The organism is Peteryoungia desertarenae (assembly GCF_005860795.2).
In the GTDB taxonomy this organism is placed as follows: domain Bacteria; phylum Pseudomonadota; class Alphaproteobacteria; order Rhizobiales; family Rhizobiaceae; genus Allorhizobium; species Allorhizobium desertarenae.
The window spans coordinates 17744-35452 of record NZ_CP058350.1; the positions used below are offsets into that span (position 1 = coordinate 17744).

The window sequence follows — 17709 nt, forward strand, 5'->3', positions numbered from 1 at the left end:
AAAATGAAGATCAAGAACTCGCTGAAAGCGCTCAAGGCCCGTCATCGCGACAACCGTCTGGTTCGCCGCAAGGGCCGCATCTACATCATCAACAAGCAGAACCCGCGCTTCAAGGCTCGCCAGGGCTAAGGCTTGCTGCTGGTGCGCATGTGCCAGCTTGCTTCTGCAGAATGATCATGCCGATCCGTCGGCATGAAAATTTCGGAAATTTGAGTTTGAAAGACGGCGCAGACGGACTACTTTCCCGTCATGCGCCGTTTTTCTTTGCGACTCGTTCTCGCCGCCCTTCCCTTCACCGCTGTTCTCGCCGGTGCGCCATCCCATGCGCAGGAGCCCGAACTGATGCCGCAGCCGGAGCAGCCGGGCATCGAACAGATCGTGATCGACGGTCCGGCAGAAGAAACGACAATTGACAGCCTCCTGGCCGATCTCAAGCGTGAGCGGCAGGCACACCAGGCCCAGAGGATCGCCAATCAGATCACCGCGCGCTGGAACGAGTCCGGCAGCGCAACGGTTGATCTCCTGATGGAATGGGCGAAAAAAGCGACCGAAGAAAAGCGGCACGCCGCAGCCCTTGACTTCCTTGACCAGGCCATTGTGCTTCGGCCCGACGCCGTCGGCGCCTGGAACCAGCGCGCGACACTGCATTTCATCATGGGTAACTATCAGAAATCCGTGGCCGACATTGAGAAGGTTCTGGAACTGGAGCCGCGCCATTTCGGCGCCCTTGCCGGCTTTGCCGCCATTCTTGCCGATCGCGGTGCGGAAGAGGCGTCGCTGGCTGCCTGGGAACGCTATCTGGAAATCTACCCGGCCGATCGTCAGGCGCAGGAATTTGTCATCACATTGTCCGAGAAGCTTGCAGGGACACGCACGTGAACGCTGCTATGCGTTTCCTTAAAGGCTGGCTGCTGGCGCTTGCGGCAGGCTTTGCGGCTTCATCATGATTGTCTCCCGCTTCGGGCTTGCCATGCTCTTCGCCATCCTGCTTCTGGTCGCACTGCTTGCTTTCCTCGCCGTGTTTTCGCAGATGAAGGCCAGAGGCCTTGAGCAGCATTTCCCCAATATTGGCAGCCGCACGGATGTCGGCGGCTTTGCGATGAATGCGCTTCATCTTCCGCCAAACCCAGACGCTGACCTGCCGCCCATTGTGTTCATCCATGGCGCATCCGGCAATCTGCGTGATCAGGTACTTGCCTTCAGGAGCAAGCTGGAAGGGCGTGCCGAACTGCTTTTTGTTGACCGGCCCGGCCATGGTTATTCCGACCGCGGCGGGGCAGAGAACGACACGCCTGACGGGCAGGCCAATGCCATCGCTCGCCTGATGCAAGAAAAAGGCATTGAGAAAGCCATTATTGTCGGCCATTCCTTCGGTGGGGCCATTACTGCAAGTTTCGCGGTCCTGCATCCTGACAAGGTCGAGGGATTGATCTTCCTTGCCGCCGCCACCCATCCCTGGCCGGGCGGCGTTGACTGGTTCTACCATGTGGCCTCAGCCCCGGTGATCGGACCAATCTTCAGCCATACTCTGGCCCTGCCGGCAGGGCTTACACGCATCAATCAGGCGATCGACAATGTCTTCGCGCCAAACGAGACACCGGATGGCTATCTTGCCGAAACCGGCCCTGCCCTCGTATTGCGTCCGAAGACCTTCCGCCATAACGCGACCGATGTTGCCGGTCTTCATGACTATGTGACACGCTTCTCTCCCCGTTACCGGGAAATCGCCGCGCCCACCGTCATCATCACCGGCGACAGCGACACGGTGGTTCTGGAGGAGATCCACTCGAAGGGCCTTGCCCGCGACATCAGCGGCTCTGAGCTCATCTGGATCGAGGGCGTCGGCCACAAGCCGGATTATGTGGCCAATAATATCGTCATTGCGGCGATTGAGAAGATCGCAGGCGCGGATCGGGATCTGCAGAGGATGGCAAGGGAACTGGAGCAGCGCCTGAAAGCCGGGACCGCCGACTGATATTCAACGGGTCGGCTGAGGCGGCGGCCAACATCGATGGACGCTTTGCCGTTCTGTCTCGCGCCGCATCCGAAAAACAACAATCCCGCCCACGATGTTCGCGAGCGGGATATGTTTCAGGTCAAAAACTTGAGAAGCTCAGACGCCGCTCTGCCCGTCAGAGCCGATATAAGCGATGCGCAGCATGTTGGTCGATCCGGGCGTGCCAAGCGGAACGCCAGCCGACATGATGATCCGGTCGCCAGGCTTGCCGAAACCTTCTTCGACAACGATCCGGCAGGCGCGGTTGACCATGTCGTCGAGATCGGTCGGTTCGGCTGACACGACGCAATGCAAGCCCCAGACCACCGAGAGGCGACGTGCCGTGTGAATGACGGGAGACAGCGCAATGATCGGCACTTCCGGACGCTCACGCGCAGCGCGAAGACCGGTATTGCCCGAGGAGGTGTAACAGACAATCGCTTGCAGACGCAGCGTCTCCGCGATCTGGCGGGCAGCAAGCGAAATGGCGTCGGCACCGGTGGCTTCCGGCTGCGCCCGTTGCGCATAGATGATGCCGGGATAATGCGGCTCACGTTCGACAGTCTCGGCAATCGAAGCCATCGTCGCAACCGCTTCGACCGGATACTGGCCAGACGCGGATTCGGCCGAAAGCATGATGGCGTCAGCGCCTTCAAAGACGGCGGTTGCAACGTCGGAGACTTCCGCACGGGTCGGCACCGGCGCCGTGATCATCGATTCCAGCATCTGGGTTGCCACGACGACGGGCTTGCCCTCGCGTCGGCAGGCACGGATCAGCTGCTTCTGCAGGCCCGGAACGCGCTCAAGCGGCATTTCGACGCCCAGATCGCCACGGGCGACCATCAGCGCATCGGAAAGCGCAATAATCTCGTCGATCCGTTCAATGGCCTGCGGCTTTTCGATCTTTGACATCAGGCCGACTCGGCCCTTGGCAATCTTGCGGACTTCCGCCAGGTCTTCCGGACGCTGGATGAAGGAAAGCGCCACCCAGTCGACGTCGTTGACAGCGAGCACGGCATCGAGATCGGCCCGGTCCTTGTCGGTCAAGACGCCGGTGGCAAGAATGGTGTCGGGAAGGCTCACGCCCTTGCGGTCGGAAATCTTCGTTCCGGAAACGACCGTGCAGACGATGCTCTTCCCGTCACACTTTTCCGCCTTCAGGTGAAGCTTGCCGTCATCAATCAGCAGGCGGTCGCCCGGCCGCACGGCTTCAAGGATTTCCGGATGCGGAAGATAGACCCGCTTCGTGTCACCGGCGGTATCCTGATTGTCGAGCGTGAAGGTCTGGCCGGGTGTAAGTTCCACCGTGGTATCGGCAAACTTGCCGACACGCAGCTTCGGCCCCTGGAGGTCTGCCAGAATACCGATCGGGCGCCCACAGGCAGCCTCGACATTTCGGATCCGGGTAACGAGCGTACGCATCGTATCGTGGCTTGCATGGCTCATGTTGATGCGGAAGAGGTCCGCTCCGGCTTCATGCAATTTGCGGATCATCGCCTCGTCGGAAGAGGCCGGACCGAGAGTGGCGAGGATCTTTACTTTACGATTGCGCTTCATCAATTCTGGCTTTCTTGGGTGCCCGGCGTATCGGACAACTGGACCATCCAGCTTCCCTGTCGACCGGTGTCGTATTCCTTGAACCCCATTTGCTGATAGCCGCGGGCAAAGCAGTCCTGGACGCCAACGATCTTGAACTCGTTTTCGGCGACACACATGTTGATGTCACCGGTCCAGCGCCCGCCGCGGGCTGCATCTTCAGCATAGAGGTAATAATAACGCGACTGGAGTTCGCCCTCGATCAGGGTGGCGCAGGTGCCGGCAGGAACCTGCCACCAGCCCTCCGTGATCCAACCCTCTTCGGCTCTGTAGCCAATCGCAACGCCTGCGAGGTTTTGGGTGCCGTTGCAGACGCGAAATTCGGCACGGGCTTCATCAACGATCACGAGGGACGAAAAAAGCGCTCCGACCACCGCAAGCGGCTTGAGGAAACGCGCAATTGCGCCACTGCAGGATGTTGAATCTTGGTTCAGCACGGCTGCCGCTGGAACTCCGTAAATGTGCATTGATTGCCTTCTTGCGATGATGACCAGTGAATGTCAACGCAACTCTAATCGATTATATTATCATCCTAGAGCGAGCTGGAAATTTCCACCCGGAGTTTGGCACAAACGTGACGCCGGTGAAAGCTTGCACTCACTTTTCACCCGTGTCATCAACCCAGTCTAGCCCCATTCCGGGCAAGGAACAGCTTGAACGACATGCAAGAATTCTCTCCTTTCGAGATCATATCGGGCAATTATGACAGTGGTCTGGTGCTGCTCGCTGACCATGCGATGAACCGCCTGCCGCAGCGCTACGGAGATCTGGGTCTCGACGAAAGCGCCTTTCGCCGTCACATCGCCTTCGACATCGGCATTGAGCCGCTCACGCGTCTGCTGGCCGCGCGGCTGGGTGTACCCGCCGTGCTTGGTGGCTTTTCTCGACTGTTGATCGATCCGAATCGCGGCGAAGACGACCCGACCATCATCATGCGAATCTCCGATGGTGCGATCATCCCCGGCAACCATCCGATCACGCCTGAGGAATGGCAGCACAGGATCCAGAGCTTCCACCGGCCTTATCATGCAGCCGTTGATGAAACGATCGCCAGGGTGACGTCCGCAAGTGGCAAGGCACCCCTCGTGCTGTCGCTTCATTCCTATACGCCCGCCTGGAAGGGCATCCCCCGACCCTGGCATGCGGCGGTTCTGTGGGACACGGACCATCGGGCGGTGGAGCCCTTGATCTCTCGGCTGCGCGAACCCGGCGACATTCTGGTCGGCGACAATGAGCCCTATGATGGGGCACTCAAGGGCGATACGATGTATCGCCACTGCATGACGCGTGGGATACCCCATGCCTTGCTGGAGGTGCGTCAGGATCTGATTGGTGATGATGCTGGTGTCAGGCTTTGGGCCGATCGGCTGGAACCGATTTTCCGGAACCTGAACGCCGATCCCGCCCTTCACGAATACCAGATCCACCTATCAAGAACGGGGCCCTACCCGCACGAAATCGAGGAGCGCCTTTCATGAGCCTGCCCGACGAAAAACAGCAGATGGAACTTGAAGCAGCCGCTTTTCGGCGCTTGGTGTCGCACTTAAGAAACCGCACCGATGTCCAGAATATAGACATGATGAATCTGGCCGGCTTCTGCCGCAACTGCCTGTCCAACTGGTATCTGGATGCGGCCAGGGAAGCCGGGGTGGATATGACCAAGGATCAATCCCGCGAAATCGTCTATGGCATGCCCTACGAAGAGTGGAAGGCCAAGCATCAGGTTGAAGCGACCGATGCAAAGAAAGCAGCCTTCGAGGAAAACCGGCCCAAGGAGTAGCCTCGGGCAGCGCTTTGGCTCTTGACGCGCGCGCCACTTCGCGGCACGTGAGCGCCAACCTCGAACGACTGTTTCCCAGACTCAAGGAGATTGCCAATGTCAGATGCTCACGGCGTCGCCCGCGACCAGCTCCGCGCCTTTGTTGAGCGCATCGAGCGCCTCGAAGAAGAAAAGAAGACGATCGCCGACGACATCAAGGACGTCTATGGCGAAGCCAAGGGCATGGGCTTTGACACAAAGATCCTCAAGAAGGTCATCGCTCTGCGCAAGAAAGACGAGCAGGAACGCATGGAAGAGGACCTGATCCTCGATACCTACCTCGCCGCCCTTGGCATGATCGAAGGTCCTCCAGACGCTGAATGACAGCCTCGCAGCAGAGCCAGGTAAGACAGAAAACCCGCGATCGGCACCCGAGGCCATCGCGGGTTTTTCGTTCTGTTCCTACGTTAAGGCGGGGCTTTTGACGCATTCAGGAAGAATGTGATGTTTGTCGCTTGCCGATCAATTCCACCAGTGGCGCCTTATGCCCGGCGTAACGACAATGCAGAGCGCCGTTCTGACGATAGATCGCTAGACTGCCGTCTTCAGGGTAAACGAGCATCGGTGAACCATCACTGTATAACAGACGAAAGGCCGAGAGGGATAGCTCGCCACGTCCGTTGCGATTGATTTCGAGTGATTGGCCGGTCAGGTTGTTGAACCGCTGAATCCCCTCGTCCAGTTCGCGGCGGGCCGCTTCCACCCGTATCGCCTTGTAGACATTGCTGCCTTCTGTCTGCGCCAGATAGCGCTGATAGCAACCATCTGTCAGGACAGCTTCAGTCTCGCGCTCTACAGCACCTGCATCTTCTCCTGCAGCAAGTCGGGATGCGCTGCGGGCCCGGATCGATGCCTCATATTGCTCACGGGAGAGGGCGATCCTGTCTGGCACCATACTCCAGTTCGCGACCTTGATGCTGCCAAGCAGCAGGCGGATGCGATGCTCAAGCTCCTCCAGGGTGCAGAAAAGTTCAACAATGATAGCGCCGGTCTTCTGGGCGACCGTCTGTTCAACAGGATCAATGAATTTTTGACTATCAATATCCGAAACAAGTTCGTTTTCGACCAACATCGCAAAGCCTATCGCTCTGCTTCTCCAACCATCATGGCTCGAAACAGGCTGCCGACTCGAAACACATGCCGAGATCAGAGAGGCTTATCGAACATTTTCGATATGCGCAACCCACAGGATATGGAATGAAGTTACTGCGCTCATTCGACAATTATGGACTGCCGAAACGACCCGGATCGACGCGGCTTGGAGCCTGGCTGAAGCCGACGGCAAGCCCCGGAGCGGGTTGCGCCAGCGTCCTTTGAACGACACGCGGCGCCTTGACCGGTTTGCTCACGCTGTCCGAGCGCTCCTGACTGAGGGCCCATTGCGCAATCATGCTCTTGGTAAGCCTCGTACCGCCATACATTGCCAGTCGCGCCTGTTCTGCTTCAAGCGCACTCGGACGACCGCCCTTGGTGGGCAGCCCTGCTTCTACGCCATCCTCGACTGCAACCGGCTGATCGAACATGTCGCCAAACTGTCCCTGTGGCTTGACATAGGCATGGTTGGCGGCTGGAGCCGGACGTGGCGGAATGGAGGCAATTTGGACCGGCGGCGGCTCTGCCTGTGCCGGACGAGCCGTTGGTGTAGCGAGTGACGGCGCGGCCAGCTCGGAAGCGGGGTCGCGATTGCTCAGTTCCAGGGCTTCAGCCGCAGCCGGAGACAGAATGGCCTGCTCGACCTCGTCGACCTCAGCCTCGGCGCGAGCCTGCGCATCCGAGAGCAACACGTCCGCTACCGTTGGACGGACCGAAGGCACAGGAACGGCCAGGTTGTCATCAATAAATGCACGACCAACAGATGGATCGACAGACGCAGTCATTACATCCGCTGCTTCAGCGTCACCAGGAAGACCACGTGGCCCAAGAAGTGTCGGAACCGGAATATTCATGCCCTGAAGATCAGCAAACTCGTTTGTCGCTGGCTGTGCCGGAACAGGCACGCCTGAGGCGACCTGAGACAGCGCATCTCTCGCGGCATTTCTAGCAGGCGAATAAAGGGCAACTGCAAGGCTGGTATCGGCAGGCTGCAATGCCGGTCGGGCTTGCGGGACAGGTGCGTCTGCGCCCTCAACGCCAGGAAGTGCGGTCGCGACCATGGTGGGGGCACTGGCTCGAACGACCGGTGCCGGCTCGGCCGGAGCCTGTTGACGGGTCGCCGGACGATCCTCCGGCATAGGCAGATCCTCCGCCTCATCCTCGTCGCCACCACCGAACAGCATGGCAAACAGGTTCGTCGACCGTCTTGGGCTCTGATCGTCAGCCATCATGATCGGATTGTTCCCGGAACGCAGACGCTGCTTGTACTCGGCGAGAGCCTGCTGGTATCCGGGAAGAGGCTTTCCATCTGCCGGGATATGGACAGTCTTACCATCCGGGAAAAGCCGGGACAGTTCGGAGCGGCTCATGCGCGGCCAGGCGCGAACACCGCCGACATCCATGTGCACGAAAGGTGATCCAGATCGCGGATAATAGCCAACCCCCCCGGCCTGGAGCTTCATGCCAATCTCGCGCAGGCGCTTGAGCGGGACACCGGGAATGTAGAAATCGATTGCCGTGCCTTTGGTGTGCTGGCTTTCCTTGGCAACACCTTTCGATCTCGACCGCAGCATATTGTTCGTCTGCGGCGAACGATAACCCGATACGGCAGTGATGTAGCTGGTTGCACCCGATTGGCGATAGACTTCCCAAAGAAGATCAAACAGCCGGGGATCCATCTTGGTGGGCTCATTGCGACGCCAGTCCCGCAAGACGTTATTGAGCTGGCGAAGGCCCTTCGGATCGTAACGACCGTTGCGTTTATAGACGACATTCACCTTTTCGCCCGTATGGACGAAGTGGATCTTCAGCGAACGCGTCTCCGCTGCGGCCTGACCGGCTCCCCCGAAGACAGCAAAAGCGCTCAAAACCAAAACAGAAAGGAAGGAAATGAAGAGTGAGCCCGCAGGACGACGGCACACAATCTTGTCTGAGCGCCGCATATGATTGGTAGGCGCGCCTATGTCCTGCGAAATATGCAACTCAATCCCCGTCCGAAAGACTACGTCCCGTCCAAACACGAATGGATGTCAAATGCGGTCATAGAATGGCACAAAGGCCACACCTAGACTTGCTATCCATATATAGTGAACGTTTACCTAACAAGTGTCCTTTGTAGGTAAGCGATCAAGCTTACCCCAACGTTAACACCCGGAAGGTGCAGCGACAATTGACCTCGGTCAAGGCTTCTGACTTTAAAGGAATTCTGTGTTTCAAGCTGCATCTTTCTGTGGATCGTCGGGGTCGATCCCATAGTCCTTCAGCTTGCGGTACAGGGTGGAGCGACCAATACCAAGTTTGCGTGCAACCTGGCTCATCTGGCCCCGGTAGAATTTGAGGGCGAAGCGAATGAGTTCTTCCTCGATTTCCGCCAGCTTTCGCACATTGCCGGCTTCGTCGGTACTCACGATCACATTCGCAGGCGCCCCAGAGACCTCGGTGTTCTGCGACTGACTTGACGTCTGGGCTTGCGGTTGAAGCGCCGCCAATCGCTCGGCAACTGAGGCGCTCATCCGCATTCCGGCAGCTGGATCGAAACCGGATGCCACCTCATCACCGGAAACAACGTCCTTCCTTGGGCCCGCAAGCTGGGCGACGATCTGCGGAAAATCTGCTTCCTTCAGCACGGCACCATCCGAGAGAACGACCGCTCGAAACACGGCATTCTCCAACTGGCGCACATTTCCCGGCCAGTCAAATGATGTCAGAAGCGCCATGGCAGAACGATCAAGCTGGGGTGTACGGCCAAGACGCTGTTCATGGGCGAAACGCTCGACAAAGGCCCGGACAAGATGTGGAATGTCTTCCTTCCGGCGCCGCAGGGCCGCCATGGTTATGGGAAATACATTCAAGCGGTAATACAGATCCTCGCGGAAACGCCCGGCTTTCACCTCGGCGATAAGATCCTTGTTTGTCGCCAGGATCAATCGGACATTGAGGCGCCTTGGCCGACGACCTGGCCCGTTTTCAAGCTCGCTGCTCTGAACCACTTTCAGGAGACGCGCCTGAACATCGAGTGATATCTCACTGATATCTTCCAGAAAAAGCGTTCCACCATCGGCCTCCATGAATTTGCCGACCCCGGTCGGACGACCGCTTTCTACACCACCATGGCCGAACAACGCCGGCTCAAGCAGACCGTGAGCGGTGGCTCCGCAGTTCAGCGACACGAAGGGGCGGGAAGCTCTCTCGCTGGACGCGTGGATTGCCCGCGCCACCAGTTCCTTTCCGACACCCGGCTCGCCTTCCAGCATCACGGGAATGGTGGATTGAGCCGCGCGCCTTGCAAGCTCGACCACACGGGTCATGGAGGCACTGGCGGTGATGAGATCGGAGAAGCCGACCGCGCTCGTGCGCGAGCGCCTGGGCAGGCGACCATGCTGGCTCGATTGATTGACCTTGAGAGCCGACATGATCGCAGAAGACAGCCGCTCCGGCGTGAATGGCTTGACTAGAAACTCGAAGGCACCGGCACGCAAGGCAGCGATGGCCTCGTCCATCACACCTTCGGCAGCCTGGACAATGACCTGGATTGCGGGATTGATGTCAGCGATGACACCAATCAGATGCGGCGGCAGTCCTTCTGGCGCAGCCGCGTCAACAATAACGGCATTGATTTCGTCCCGATAGCGCCGCAGCAGCTCAACGCCCTCGGCAGCATTGTCCGTGACATGCGCGACATATCCTCTCCCCTCGACAATTGCCTTCAGATTGCGACGCTGAGCCGGGTCCTCGTCGATAACTAGAATATGTGCGGTCAAATCAAGCTCCCCCGGACAAAATACGGTGCTGCGGCACCCCTGGGTCTATGCGAAAAGCCTGCCAGACACGGCTGAATATCTCCTTGTAAAATTTGCGGGCTTTTTAACCATTTCCGCCTTGGAACGGGACAAACCACAAAGGCGTACGCATGGACGCGGTTGCCGTACCTGTGCCAACTGACTACATCTCGGCTCAAGGAACCGGGAAAGGACTGTGCCAATGTCAATCGAAATGAAGATCACCCACGCCGCGCCAGCAGATGCCAAAGTCACAGCAGGTTCAGAGTTTGGTGATCTGCCGGTCTGGAATCTCGCACACCTCTACCAGTCACCGACGTCGGCGGATTTTCAAGGCGATCTCAAAAAGGCAGCTGAGAAAGCGCTTAGATTTGAAACCCGCTGGAAGGGTAAGCTGTCAGACGCGGTGGATAAGAGTGGGGATGACGGTCTTGCCGCCGCCCTGCGCGACATGGAAGCGCTGGAGGATTTGCTGGGCCGCATAGTCTCTTTCGCAGGCCTCACCTATTACTCAAACATGACGGACCCCGCGAACGGGAAGTTTTTTGGCGACGTACAGTCGAAGTTGACGGACATGTCGTCGCGCCTTCTCTTCTTCCCGCTGGAACTGAACCGCCTGTCCGACGACGCCGTCGATGCCGCCATGGATCGCGATCCGTCCCTCGCCCACTTCCGCCCCTGGATTGTCGATCTGCGCAAGGACAAGCCTTTCCAGCTCGATGATCGCATCGAACAGCTCTTCCTGGAAAAATCGCAGACGGGTTCCGCCGCCTTCAACCGGCTGTTCGACGAAACGCTTGCCGCACTCCGCTTCAAGGTGGGCGACGACGAGATGCCGCTCGAGCCGACGCTCACCCTGTTGCAGGATGCAGACCCCGCCAAGCGCAAGCTCGCCGCAGATGCCCTGTCGAAGACCTTCAAGGACAACATCCGCATCTTCACGCTGGTGACCAACACGCTCGCCAAGGACAAGGATATCTCCGACCGCTGGCGCGGCTTCGAGGACATCGCCGACAGTCGCCACCTTGCCAACAGGGTGGAGCGTGAAGTGGTCGATGCGCTAGCCGAAGCCGTGCGCGAAGCCTATCCGCGCCTGTCGCATCGCTACTACAAGATGAAGGCGAAGTGGCTGGGCATGGACCAGATGAATTTCTGGGACCGCAATGCGCCGCTCGCTGAAACACCCGACCGTCTTATCTCCTGGGATGAAGCCAAGGACATGGTGCTGTCAGCCTATGGCGGCTTTGCCCCTGAAATGGCGGAGATCGCAGGACGCTTCTTCGATGGCGGTTGGATCGATGCCCCGGCCCGGCCCGGCAAGGCGCCGGGCGCCTTTGCCCATCCGACGGTTCCCTCGGCGCACCCCTATGTCTTGGTGAACTATCTCGGCAAGCCGCGCGATGTCATGACGCTCGCCCATGAACTCGGCCACGGCGTGCATCAGGTGCTGGCCGGCGGCCAGGGTGCGCTGATGTGCCAGACCCCGCTGACGCTCGCCGAAACCGCCTCCGTCTTCGGCGAAATGCTGACCTTCCGCGCCCTTCTCGACAAGACGACCGACAAACGCGAGCGCAAGGCCATGCTCGCCCAGAAGGTCGAGGACATGATCAATACGGTGGTCCGCCAGATCGCCTTCTACCAGTTCGAGCGCAAGATCCACACCGCTCGCAAGGAAGGAGAACTGACCGCCGAGCAGATCGGCGAACTCTGGCTTTCGGTCCAGTCGGAAAGCCTCGGACCGGCGATCAAGATCTCCGAGGGCTACGAGACCTGGTGGGCCTATATCCCCCACTTCATCCATTCGCCCTTCTATGTCTATGCCTATGCCTTCGGCGACTGCCTTGTGAACTCGCTTTATGCCGTCTACCAGAACGCCGACCAAGGCTTCCAGGAGAAGTATTTCGCGCTTCTGAAGGCCGGCGGGACGAAACACCACTCCGAGCTTCTCGCCCCCTTCGGCCTTGATGCGACCGATCCGTCGTTCTGGGCCAAGGGTCTGTCGATGATCGAGGGGCTGATCGACGAGTTGGAAGCGCTAGATAAGGCAGCCTGAACAGCGGAGCCGCCGACATCCCATGCGTGACCACGCGCCCTATGCGCTCTTCCGCGACGACCGCGCGGGAACGAGCCTCGTTTTTGCCGAACCGGAGACGCTCGTCGTCGCCCGGTCGGCAAACGAGGTTGAGCCTGCGCTTGCGCAACTGGAAGCGCACCGGAAGGCCGGCAAGTGGCTGGCGGGTTACATTTCCTATGAAGCCGGGTTTGTCTTTGAACCGAAGCTCCGTCCCCTGATCGAAGCGGGCCGCGAGACGCCGCTGATCTCGATGGGCGTCTTTTCAGCGCCTGCGCCGGCAGACCACCCGCTGGCGGAGGCGCCCTCGAACATTCCGAATGCGCCGCTCCTGAGCGAGCCGAGGGCCGCCTGGGATCTCGAAACCTATCGGAACCGCTTCGACCGGCTTCATCACCACCTGCGCAAGGGCGACTGCTACCAGGCCAATCTGACCATGCCGGTCGAGGCAACCTGGGAGGGCGACCCCCGCGCCGCCTTCTGGTCGCTGGTCGGTCGACAGCCCGTGCATTACGGCGCGCTGATCGATTACGGCACTGGTCCCGTCATCCTGTCGCGCTCGCCGGAACTGTTCTTTTCCGTCGATGAAGACGGCTGGATCGAGACGAGGCCCATGAAGGGCACGGCGGCGCGTGGCGCGTCACCGGAGGAGGATGAGGCGATCATCGCCGCCATGCTCGGCGACGAAAAGACCCAGGCCGAGAACCGGATGATCGTCGATCTGCTGCGCAACGACGTTTCCGTCATATCAGAGGTCGGCACGCTTTCGGTCCCCAAGCTGTTTGCCATCGAGACCTATCCGACCGTGCATCAGATGGTGAGCTATGTCAGGGCGAGGCTCTTGCCCGGCATCGGCCTCCCCGAGATCATGGCCGCCCTCTTCCCCTGCGGCTCCGTGACCGGCGCTCCGAAAATGTGGGCCATGCGCATCCTTCATGAACTTGAAGTCGGGCCGAGGGATGTCTATTGCGGTGCCATCGGCTGGTGCGACCCGGCAGGCCCCATGCGGTTTTCGGTGGGCATCCGCACCATCTCCCTTTTCAACAATGGGCGCGCCGTCTTCAATGTCGGCGGTGGCGTCGTCTTCGATTCGAAGGCCGAGGCCGAATATGAGGAATGCCTCTTGAAGGCGCGCTTTGCAGTAGGTGACCAATGGATTTCTCGCTGATCGAGACCATGCGCTGGCAACCGGATGAAGGCTTCCTTCGCCTAGACCAGCACCTGCGGCGCCTGTCTCGCTCCGCCGATGCACTTGGCTTTCGCCAGCCGGTGGATGCGAAGGGAAAACTCAGCGAAAGTGTATCGGGGGATAGGCCGCTGCGCGTACGCCTCGTGATGACCTATCGCGGCAAGATCGATGTCACCACCACCCCCTTCGAGCCGGAGCCGGAAGAAAAAATCTGGCGCCTCCGCATTGCGAAGACACGACTTAAATCTGACGACAACCTGTTTCGCCACAAGACCTCGCGCCGAGATCCCTATGAGGCGGCACGCGCCGAATATGCCAAGGCAGAGGCGGATGAAGTCCTGCTGCTCAACGAGCGGGACGAGGTCTGCGAGGGTACGATCACCAATCTTTTTGCCGAAACCGCCGAGGGCATGCTTTTAACCCCACCGCTTGCCAGCGGCCTGTTGCCGGGGATTCTTCGGGCAGAGCTGATCCGCGAACGCAAGGCGCGCTCCGAGGTGCTGAAGCTTCAGGATCTGAAGTACCGCAAGCTCTTCGTGGGGAATTCTCTTCGCGGCTTGATCCCTGCCGAGCTTATTGACGAGGCCGACTGATGTTCATTCTCTCCTTGACCTATGTGAAGCCGACCGATGAGGCTGACAGGCTGATGGAGCCGCACATGGCCTGGGTCAATGCCGGCTATGACAGCGGCATGTTCCTGGCCTCGGGCCGCAAGAACCCGCGAACCGGGGGCGTCATTCTGGCTAAGGGCGACCGGGCCGCAATCGAGGCCTATGTCGCAACCGATCCCTTCACGGTCGAGGGCGTGGCGGTTTACGAGGTTACCGAAGTGACGGTGATGCGGACGGCGGCGGGTATGGATGGGTTGAAGGGGTAGATCAGCCCTCCATTGAACCAGAGCCAGAATGCGCATATATTGGCGCACGGAGACGAGTGATGGAGAAGGACTCGCGCAAGATCGTCCAGCGCCTGAAGGCCGAGGGATATGAACTTGTCTCGGTGTCCGGCTCCCATCACAAGCTGCGGAAAGGCGGCAAGACGATCATCGTGCCCCACCCGAAGAAGGATCTCCCGCTCGGCACCGCGCGGGCGATAGCGAAACAGGCGGGCTGGATCTGAAGAGCAAGAGAAATCGGCACATGCGATATTACGTGGCTTTGGTCTATAAGGACCCGGAGAGTGCCTACGGCATCAGCTTCCCTGATTTGCCATCCGTATTCTCGGCAGCGGACCGTGACGAAGACCTTGTCATCAAAGCAATCGAGGCCTTGAGGCTTTGGGCCGAGGATGAAGCCCTGCCATTACCATCATCGCATCAAGCAATTCTGGCCCGTCACGACATCCAAGCAGAGTTGGCTTCGGGTGCATTCCTGATCCGCGTGCCTTTGATCGAAGATGACACCCGCACCGTGAGAGCCAATATCACGATGGACGCCGGCACACTGGCTGCCATTGATCAAGCGGCGAAACAGCGAGGTCTGACGCGCTCTGCCTTTCTCGCGAGCTGCGCACGCAAAGAGATCGAGCGTTCCGCGTGACTGATCGGGGCCAGCCAATCCTGACCTACACACCCTATGCCGGCCCGACGCGTCCCTTCACCATCGGCCTCTCGGCCCTTGATCCAGCACGCTGGATTGAGCCGGATGCTGACCTTGGTCGTTACCTCGACGAGAAACACCATCTCAGAACCGAGCGCCTGAACGACATCTTCCGAGCAACCGAAGACAGCCTGCCCGCCCAGCGGGAATGCCTGAGGCTGCTCGCTGATTACCTGGAGACAGGTCATCCCGCCATTTACCGACGTGCAGGACATGTAATTCATTCAGGTCGGCATTCGGTTGATCTGACAGATGACACTATGCCGCCGCTCATGCGGGCCGGTCTTCTGGTGCAGGATGATCTGGTGATCATGCAGAAGTGCAAGAGTGGCTGGCATATTTCCGCCGCCCATCTCTCCTTCCCTTCCTCCTGGGTGCTCGCCGAAAAATTCGATAGACCGATGGAGGAAGTCCACGAACATGTGCCGGGCTTTCAGGCCGGGACACGCAACGCTACGATGATCAACCGGATCTTCGACAATCTGGCACCAGATCTCCCGGCCGAGCGCTTCAACTGGTCAATCAATTGGCAGGAAAAGCTGTTCCATCCCGAGACAGGCCGAAATGACACTGCCAAACCAGACGAGGCCGTTATTCGCGTGGAGCGACAGACACTGACGAAACTCCCAGAAACGGGCGCGATCGTCTTTACAATCCGCATCTATCTTGATCCGGTTAGAATTTTCGAAAATCATCCGGACGGGAAGAGGTTGGCAGAAGCGCTGGCCGAACAGTTATCGGCGCTTACGGCGGAACAAGCCCACTACAAGGGGCTTAACGTGATGCGGCAGCGGTTACTTGAGAAACTCTGCCGTTAAAACGGATGAAAATCCTTTCTGATCGCCGCATTGCAGACACCGGCGCCTCTTTATTGTGTCAGTCTTTTGTGATCTAGAGCCGTCAATATCGGCAATTCCGGTGCGCAATCGGCAGAGGCGAGACCAGCTTTACACCCCCTTGCCGGGGTGAACGTCCAGGAGAAACACATGAGCGAGACTTCCTATCCGGTTTATGCCGAGATCACCGGTCCGATCGTTATGATCGGCTTCGGTTCAATCGGTCGCGGAACCCTTCCGCTGATCGAGCGGCACTTCAAGTTCGACAAGAGCCGGATGGTCGTCATCGACCCGCGCGATGACGACAAGGCCATTCTGGACAAGCACGGCGTCAAATTCATCCAGGCCCATGTGACCAAGGACAATTACAAGGAACTGCTGAAGCCGCTTCTGACCGAAGGCGACGGTCAGGGTTTCTGCGTCAACCTGTCGGTCGACACCGGTTCGCTCGACCTGATGAAGCTCTGCCGCAAGCTCGACGTGCTTTACATCGATACCGTGGTTGAGCCTTGGCTCGGCTTCTATTTCGACAAGAACATGAAGAACTCCGAGCGCACCAACTATGCGCTGCGCGAGACGGTTCGTCAGGAAAAGAAGAAGAACCCCGGCGGCGCGACCGCCATCTCGACCTGCGGCGCCAATCCGGGAATGGTGTCCTGGTTCGTCAAACAGGCTCTGCTCAATGTCGCGAATGATCTCGGCATCAAGTTTGAAGAGCCCGCACAGACCGACCGCGAAGGTTGGGCCAAGCTGATGAAGAAGGTCGGCGTCAAGGGCATCCACATTGCCGAACGCGACACCCAGCGCACCAAGAACCCGAAGCCGCTCAATGTCTTCTGGAACACCTGGTCGGTCGAAGGCTTCATTTCAGAGGGCCTTCAGCCCTCCGAACTCGGCTGGGGCACCCATGAAAACTGGATGCCGAAGAACGCCAAGAAGCATAAGAAGGGCTGCAAGGCAGCGATCTATCTGGAACAGCCCGGTGCCAATACGCGCGTGCGCACCTGGTGCCCGACACCCGGCCCGCAATACGGCTTCCTCGTCACCCATAACGAGTCGATCTCGATTGCTGACTATTTCACGGTCGAAAAGGACGGCGAAGTCGTCTACCGCCCGACCTGCCACTATGCCTACCATCCCTGCAATGATGCCGTACTTTCGCTGCACGAAATGTTTGGCAATGGCGGCAAGCCGCAACCGGTCCTGCATGTTCTTGATGAGAACGAACTGGTTGATGGCATCGATGAACTGGGCGTTCTCCTCTATGGCCACGACAAGAATGCCTATTGGTATGGCTCGCGCCTCTCACTCGAGGAAACCCGCCGGATCGCCCCCTACCAGAATGCCACCGGCCTTCAGGTAACCTCGGCGGTACTCGCCGGCATGGTCTGGGCCGTGGAAAACCCCAAGGCCGGCATCGTTGAGGCTGACGAGATCGACTACAAGCGCTGCCTTGAAGTGCAGACGCCCTATCTCGGCCCGGTTGAAGGTCACTATACGGACTGGACACCGCTCGACGGTCGCCCCGGCCTTTTCCCGGAAGAGCTGGATGAGAAGGATCCTTGGCAGTTCAAGAACATTCTCGTTCGTTAAGCGTTGGATAGCGGGTGCTGGAAACCCACCGTGTTCGCGGTGGGTTTTTCTTGACCGTCGTGCAACGAGAGCATGGGAAAACGCGGAGGGATCAGACCGTCGGCCTTGCTTTGGACATGGCTTCACGGCATGGTTCCAGT

At 59.0% G+C, this 17709-nt stretch carries 19 protein-coding genes; 14 read left to right on the forward strand and 5 right to left on the reverse strand.

Annotated elements, in window-relative coordinates:
- Nucleotides 1-3 precede the first annotated feature (3 nt).
- The 3 genes from ykgO to FE840_RS00120 all read left to right on the forward strand — a co-directional run bounded on the left by ykgO (nucleotide 4) and on the right by FE840_RS00120 (nucleotide 1975).
- Entirely contained in the window at nucleotides 4-129 is a 126-nt protein-coding gene (gene ykgO / locus FE840_RS00110; protein ID WP_006726873.1) for a type B 50S ribosomal protein L36, read from the forward strand.
- Nucleotides 130-249: 120 nt separating this feature from the next.
- Nucleotides 250-879: a tetratricopeptide repeat protein gene (locus tag FE840_RS00115; RefSeq protein WP_138287910.1), complete on the forward strand. Its 630-nt coding sequence runs from the start codon at nucleotides 250-252 to the stop codon at nucleotides 877-879.
- Between the two features lie 91 nt (nucleotides 880-970).
- The gene (locus FE840_RS00120) at nucleotides 971-1975 is read left to right on the forward strand and encodes an alpha/beta fold hydrolase (RefSeq protein WP_138288019.1); all 1005 of its coding nucleotides are present in this window, start codon (nucleotides 971-973) and stop codon (nucleotides 1973-1975) included.
- A 138-nt stretch (nucleotides 1976-2113) separates the two neighbouring features.
- Here the strand turns inward: FE840_RS00120 and pyk are convergent, their stop codons facing one another.
- Nucleotides 2114-3553: a pyruvate kinase gene (gene pyk / locus FE840_RS00125; protein ID WP_138287911.1), complete on the reverse strand. Its 1440-nt coding sequence runs from the start codon at nucleotides 3551-3553 to the stop codon at nucleotides 2114-2116.
- A complete protein-coding gene (locus FE840_RS00130; RefSeq protein WP_138287912.1) occupies nucleotides 3553-4059 on the reverse strand; it encodes a DUF1036 domain-containing protein in 507 nt (168 codons plus the stop codon). The genes pyk and FE840_RS00130 overlap by 1 nt, the downstream gene beginning before the upstream one ends.
- Before the next feature lie 195 nt (nucleotides 4060-4254).
- Between FE840_RS00130 and FE840_RS00135 the strand changes: the two genes are divergently transcribed.
- From FE840_RS00135 to FE840_RS00145, 3 genes are all read left to right on the forward strand, one after another.
- Nucleotides 4255-5070, forward strand: coding sequence for an N-formylglutamate amidohydrolase (locus FE840_RS00135; RefSeq protein ID WP_138288020.1), 816 nt, complete (start codon nucleotides 4255-4257; stop codon nucleotides 5068-5070).
- Entirely contained in the window at nucleotides 5067-5372 is a 306-nt protein-coding gene (locus FE840_RS00140) for a DUF1244 domain-containing protein (protein WP_138287913.1), read from the forward strand. The genes FE840_RS00135 and FE840_RS00140 overlap by 4 nt, the downstream gene beginning before the upstream one ends.
- Nucleotides 5373-5468: 96 nt before the next feature.
- Nucleotides 5469-5735 (forward strand): DUF2312 domain-containing protein, encoded by a 267-nt coding sequence (locus FE840_RS00145; RefSeq protein WP_138287914.1) that lies wholly within the window; start codon nucleotides 5469-5471, stop codon nucleotides 5733-5735.
- A gap of 106 nt (nucleotides 5736-5841) precedes the next feature.
- Here FE840_RS00145 and FE840_RS00150 read toward each other — a convergent pair whose 3' ends face one another.
- The 3 genes from FE840_RS00150 to FE840_RS00160 all read right to left on the reverse strand — a co-directional run bounded on the left by FE840_RS00150 (nucleotide 5842) and on the right by FE840_RS00160 (nucleotide 10264).
- Nucleotides 5842-6480, reverse strand: coding sequence for a hypothetical protein (locus FE840_RS00150; protein ID WP_171033724.1), 639 nt, complete (start codon nucleotides 6478-6480; stop codon nucleotides 5842-5844).
- A gap of 154 nt (nucleotides 6481-6634) precedes the next feature.
- Nucleotides 6635-8371, reverse strand: a complete 1737-nt coding sequence (mepK, locus tag FE840_RS00155) for a peptidoglycan L,D-endopeptidase MepK (protein WP_246318804.1) — start codon at nucleotides 8369-8371, stop codon at nucleotides 6635-6637.
- Between the two features lie 345 nt (nucleotides 8372-8716).
- Nucleotides 8717-10264 (reverse strand): sigma-54-dependent transcriptional regulator, encoded by a 1548-nt coding sequence (locus FE840_RS00160; RefSeq protein ID WP_138287917.1) that lies wholly within the window; start codon nucleotides 10262-10264, stop codon nucleotides 8717-8719.
- Nucleotides 10265-10496: 232 nt separating this feature from the next.
- Between FE840_RS00160 and FE840_RS00165 the strand changes: the two genes are divergently transcribed.
- The 8 genes from FE840_RS00165 (at nucleotide 10497) to FE840_RS00200 (ending at nucleotide 17569) form a co-directional block, all read left to right on the forward strand.
- Nucleotides 10497-12335, forward strand: a complete 1839-nt coding sequence (locus FE840_RS00165; RefSeq protein ID WP_246318926.1) for a M3 family oligoendopeptidase — start codon at nucleotides 10497-10499, stop codon at nucleotides 12333-12335.
- A gap of 22 nt (nucleotides 12336-12357) precedes the next feature.
- Nucleotides 12358-13521 carry an aminodeoxychorismate synthase component I gene (locus FE840_RS00170; protein ID WP_138287918.1) on the forward strand — a complete coding sequence of 388 codons (1164 nt, stop codon included), beginning with the start codon at nucleotides 12358-12360 and terminating at the stop codon, nucleotides 13519-13521.
- Nucleotides 13506-14135: an aminotransferase class IV family protein gene (locus FE840_RS00175; RefSeq protein WP_138287919.1), complete on the forward strand. Its 630-nt coding sequence runs from the start codon at nucleotides 13506-13508 to the stop codon at nucleotides 14133-14135. Before FE840_RS00170 ends, FE840_RS00175 begins: the two co-directional genes overlap by 16 nt.
- Nucleotides 14135-14419 (forward strand): YciI family protein, encoded by a 285-nt coding sequence (locus tag FE840_RS00180; protein ID WP_138287920.1) that lies wholly within the window; start codon nucleotides 14135-14137, stop codon nucleotides 14417-14419. The genes FE840_RS00175 and FE840_RS00180 overlap by 1 nt, the downstream gene beginning before the upstream one ends.
- Nucleotides 14420-14478: 59 nt before the next feature.
- A complete protein-coding gene (locus FE840_RS00185) occupies nucleotides 14479-14661 on the forward strand; it encodes a type II toxin-antitoxin system HicA family toxin (protein WP_138287921.1) in 183 nt (60 codons plus the stop codon).
- A gap of 20 nt (nucleotides 14662-14681) precedes the next feature.
- Nucleotides 14682-15080 carry a type II toxin-antitoxin system HicB family antitoxin gene (locus tag FE840_RS00190; protein ID WP_138287922.1) on the forward strand — a complete coding sequence of 133 codons (399 nt, stop codon included), beginning with the start codon at nucleotides 14682-14684 and terminating at the stop codon, nucleotides 15078-15080.
- Nucleotides 15077-15958, forward strand: a complete 882-nt coding sequence (locus FE840_RS00195) for a heme-dependent oxidative N-demethylase family protein (RefSeq protein WP_246318805.1) — start codon at nucleotides 15077-15079, stop codon at nucleotides 15956-15958. Before FE840_RS00190 ends, FE840_RS00195 begins: the two co-directional genes overlap by 4 nt.
- 168 nt (nucleotides 15959-16126) lie before the next feature.
- Nucleotides 16127-17569 carry a homospermidine synthase gene (locus FE840_RS00200; protein WP_138287923.1) on the forward strand — a complete coding sequence of 481 codons (1443 nt, stop codon included), beginning with the start codon at nucleotides 16127-16129 and terminating at the stop codon, nucleotides 17567-17569.
- The last annotated feature ends 140 nt before the right edge of the window (nucleotides 17570-17709 follow it).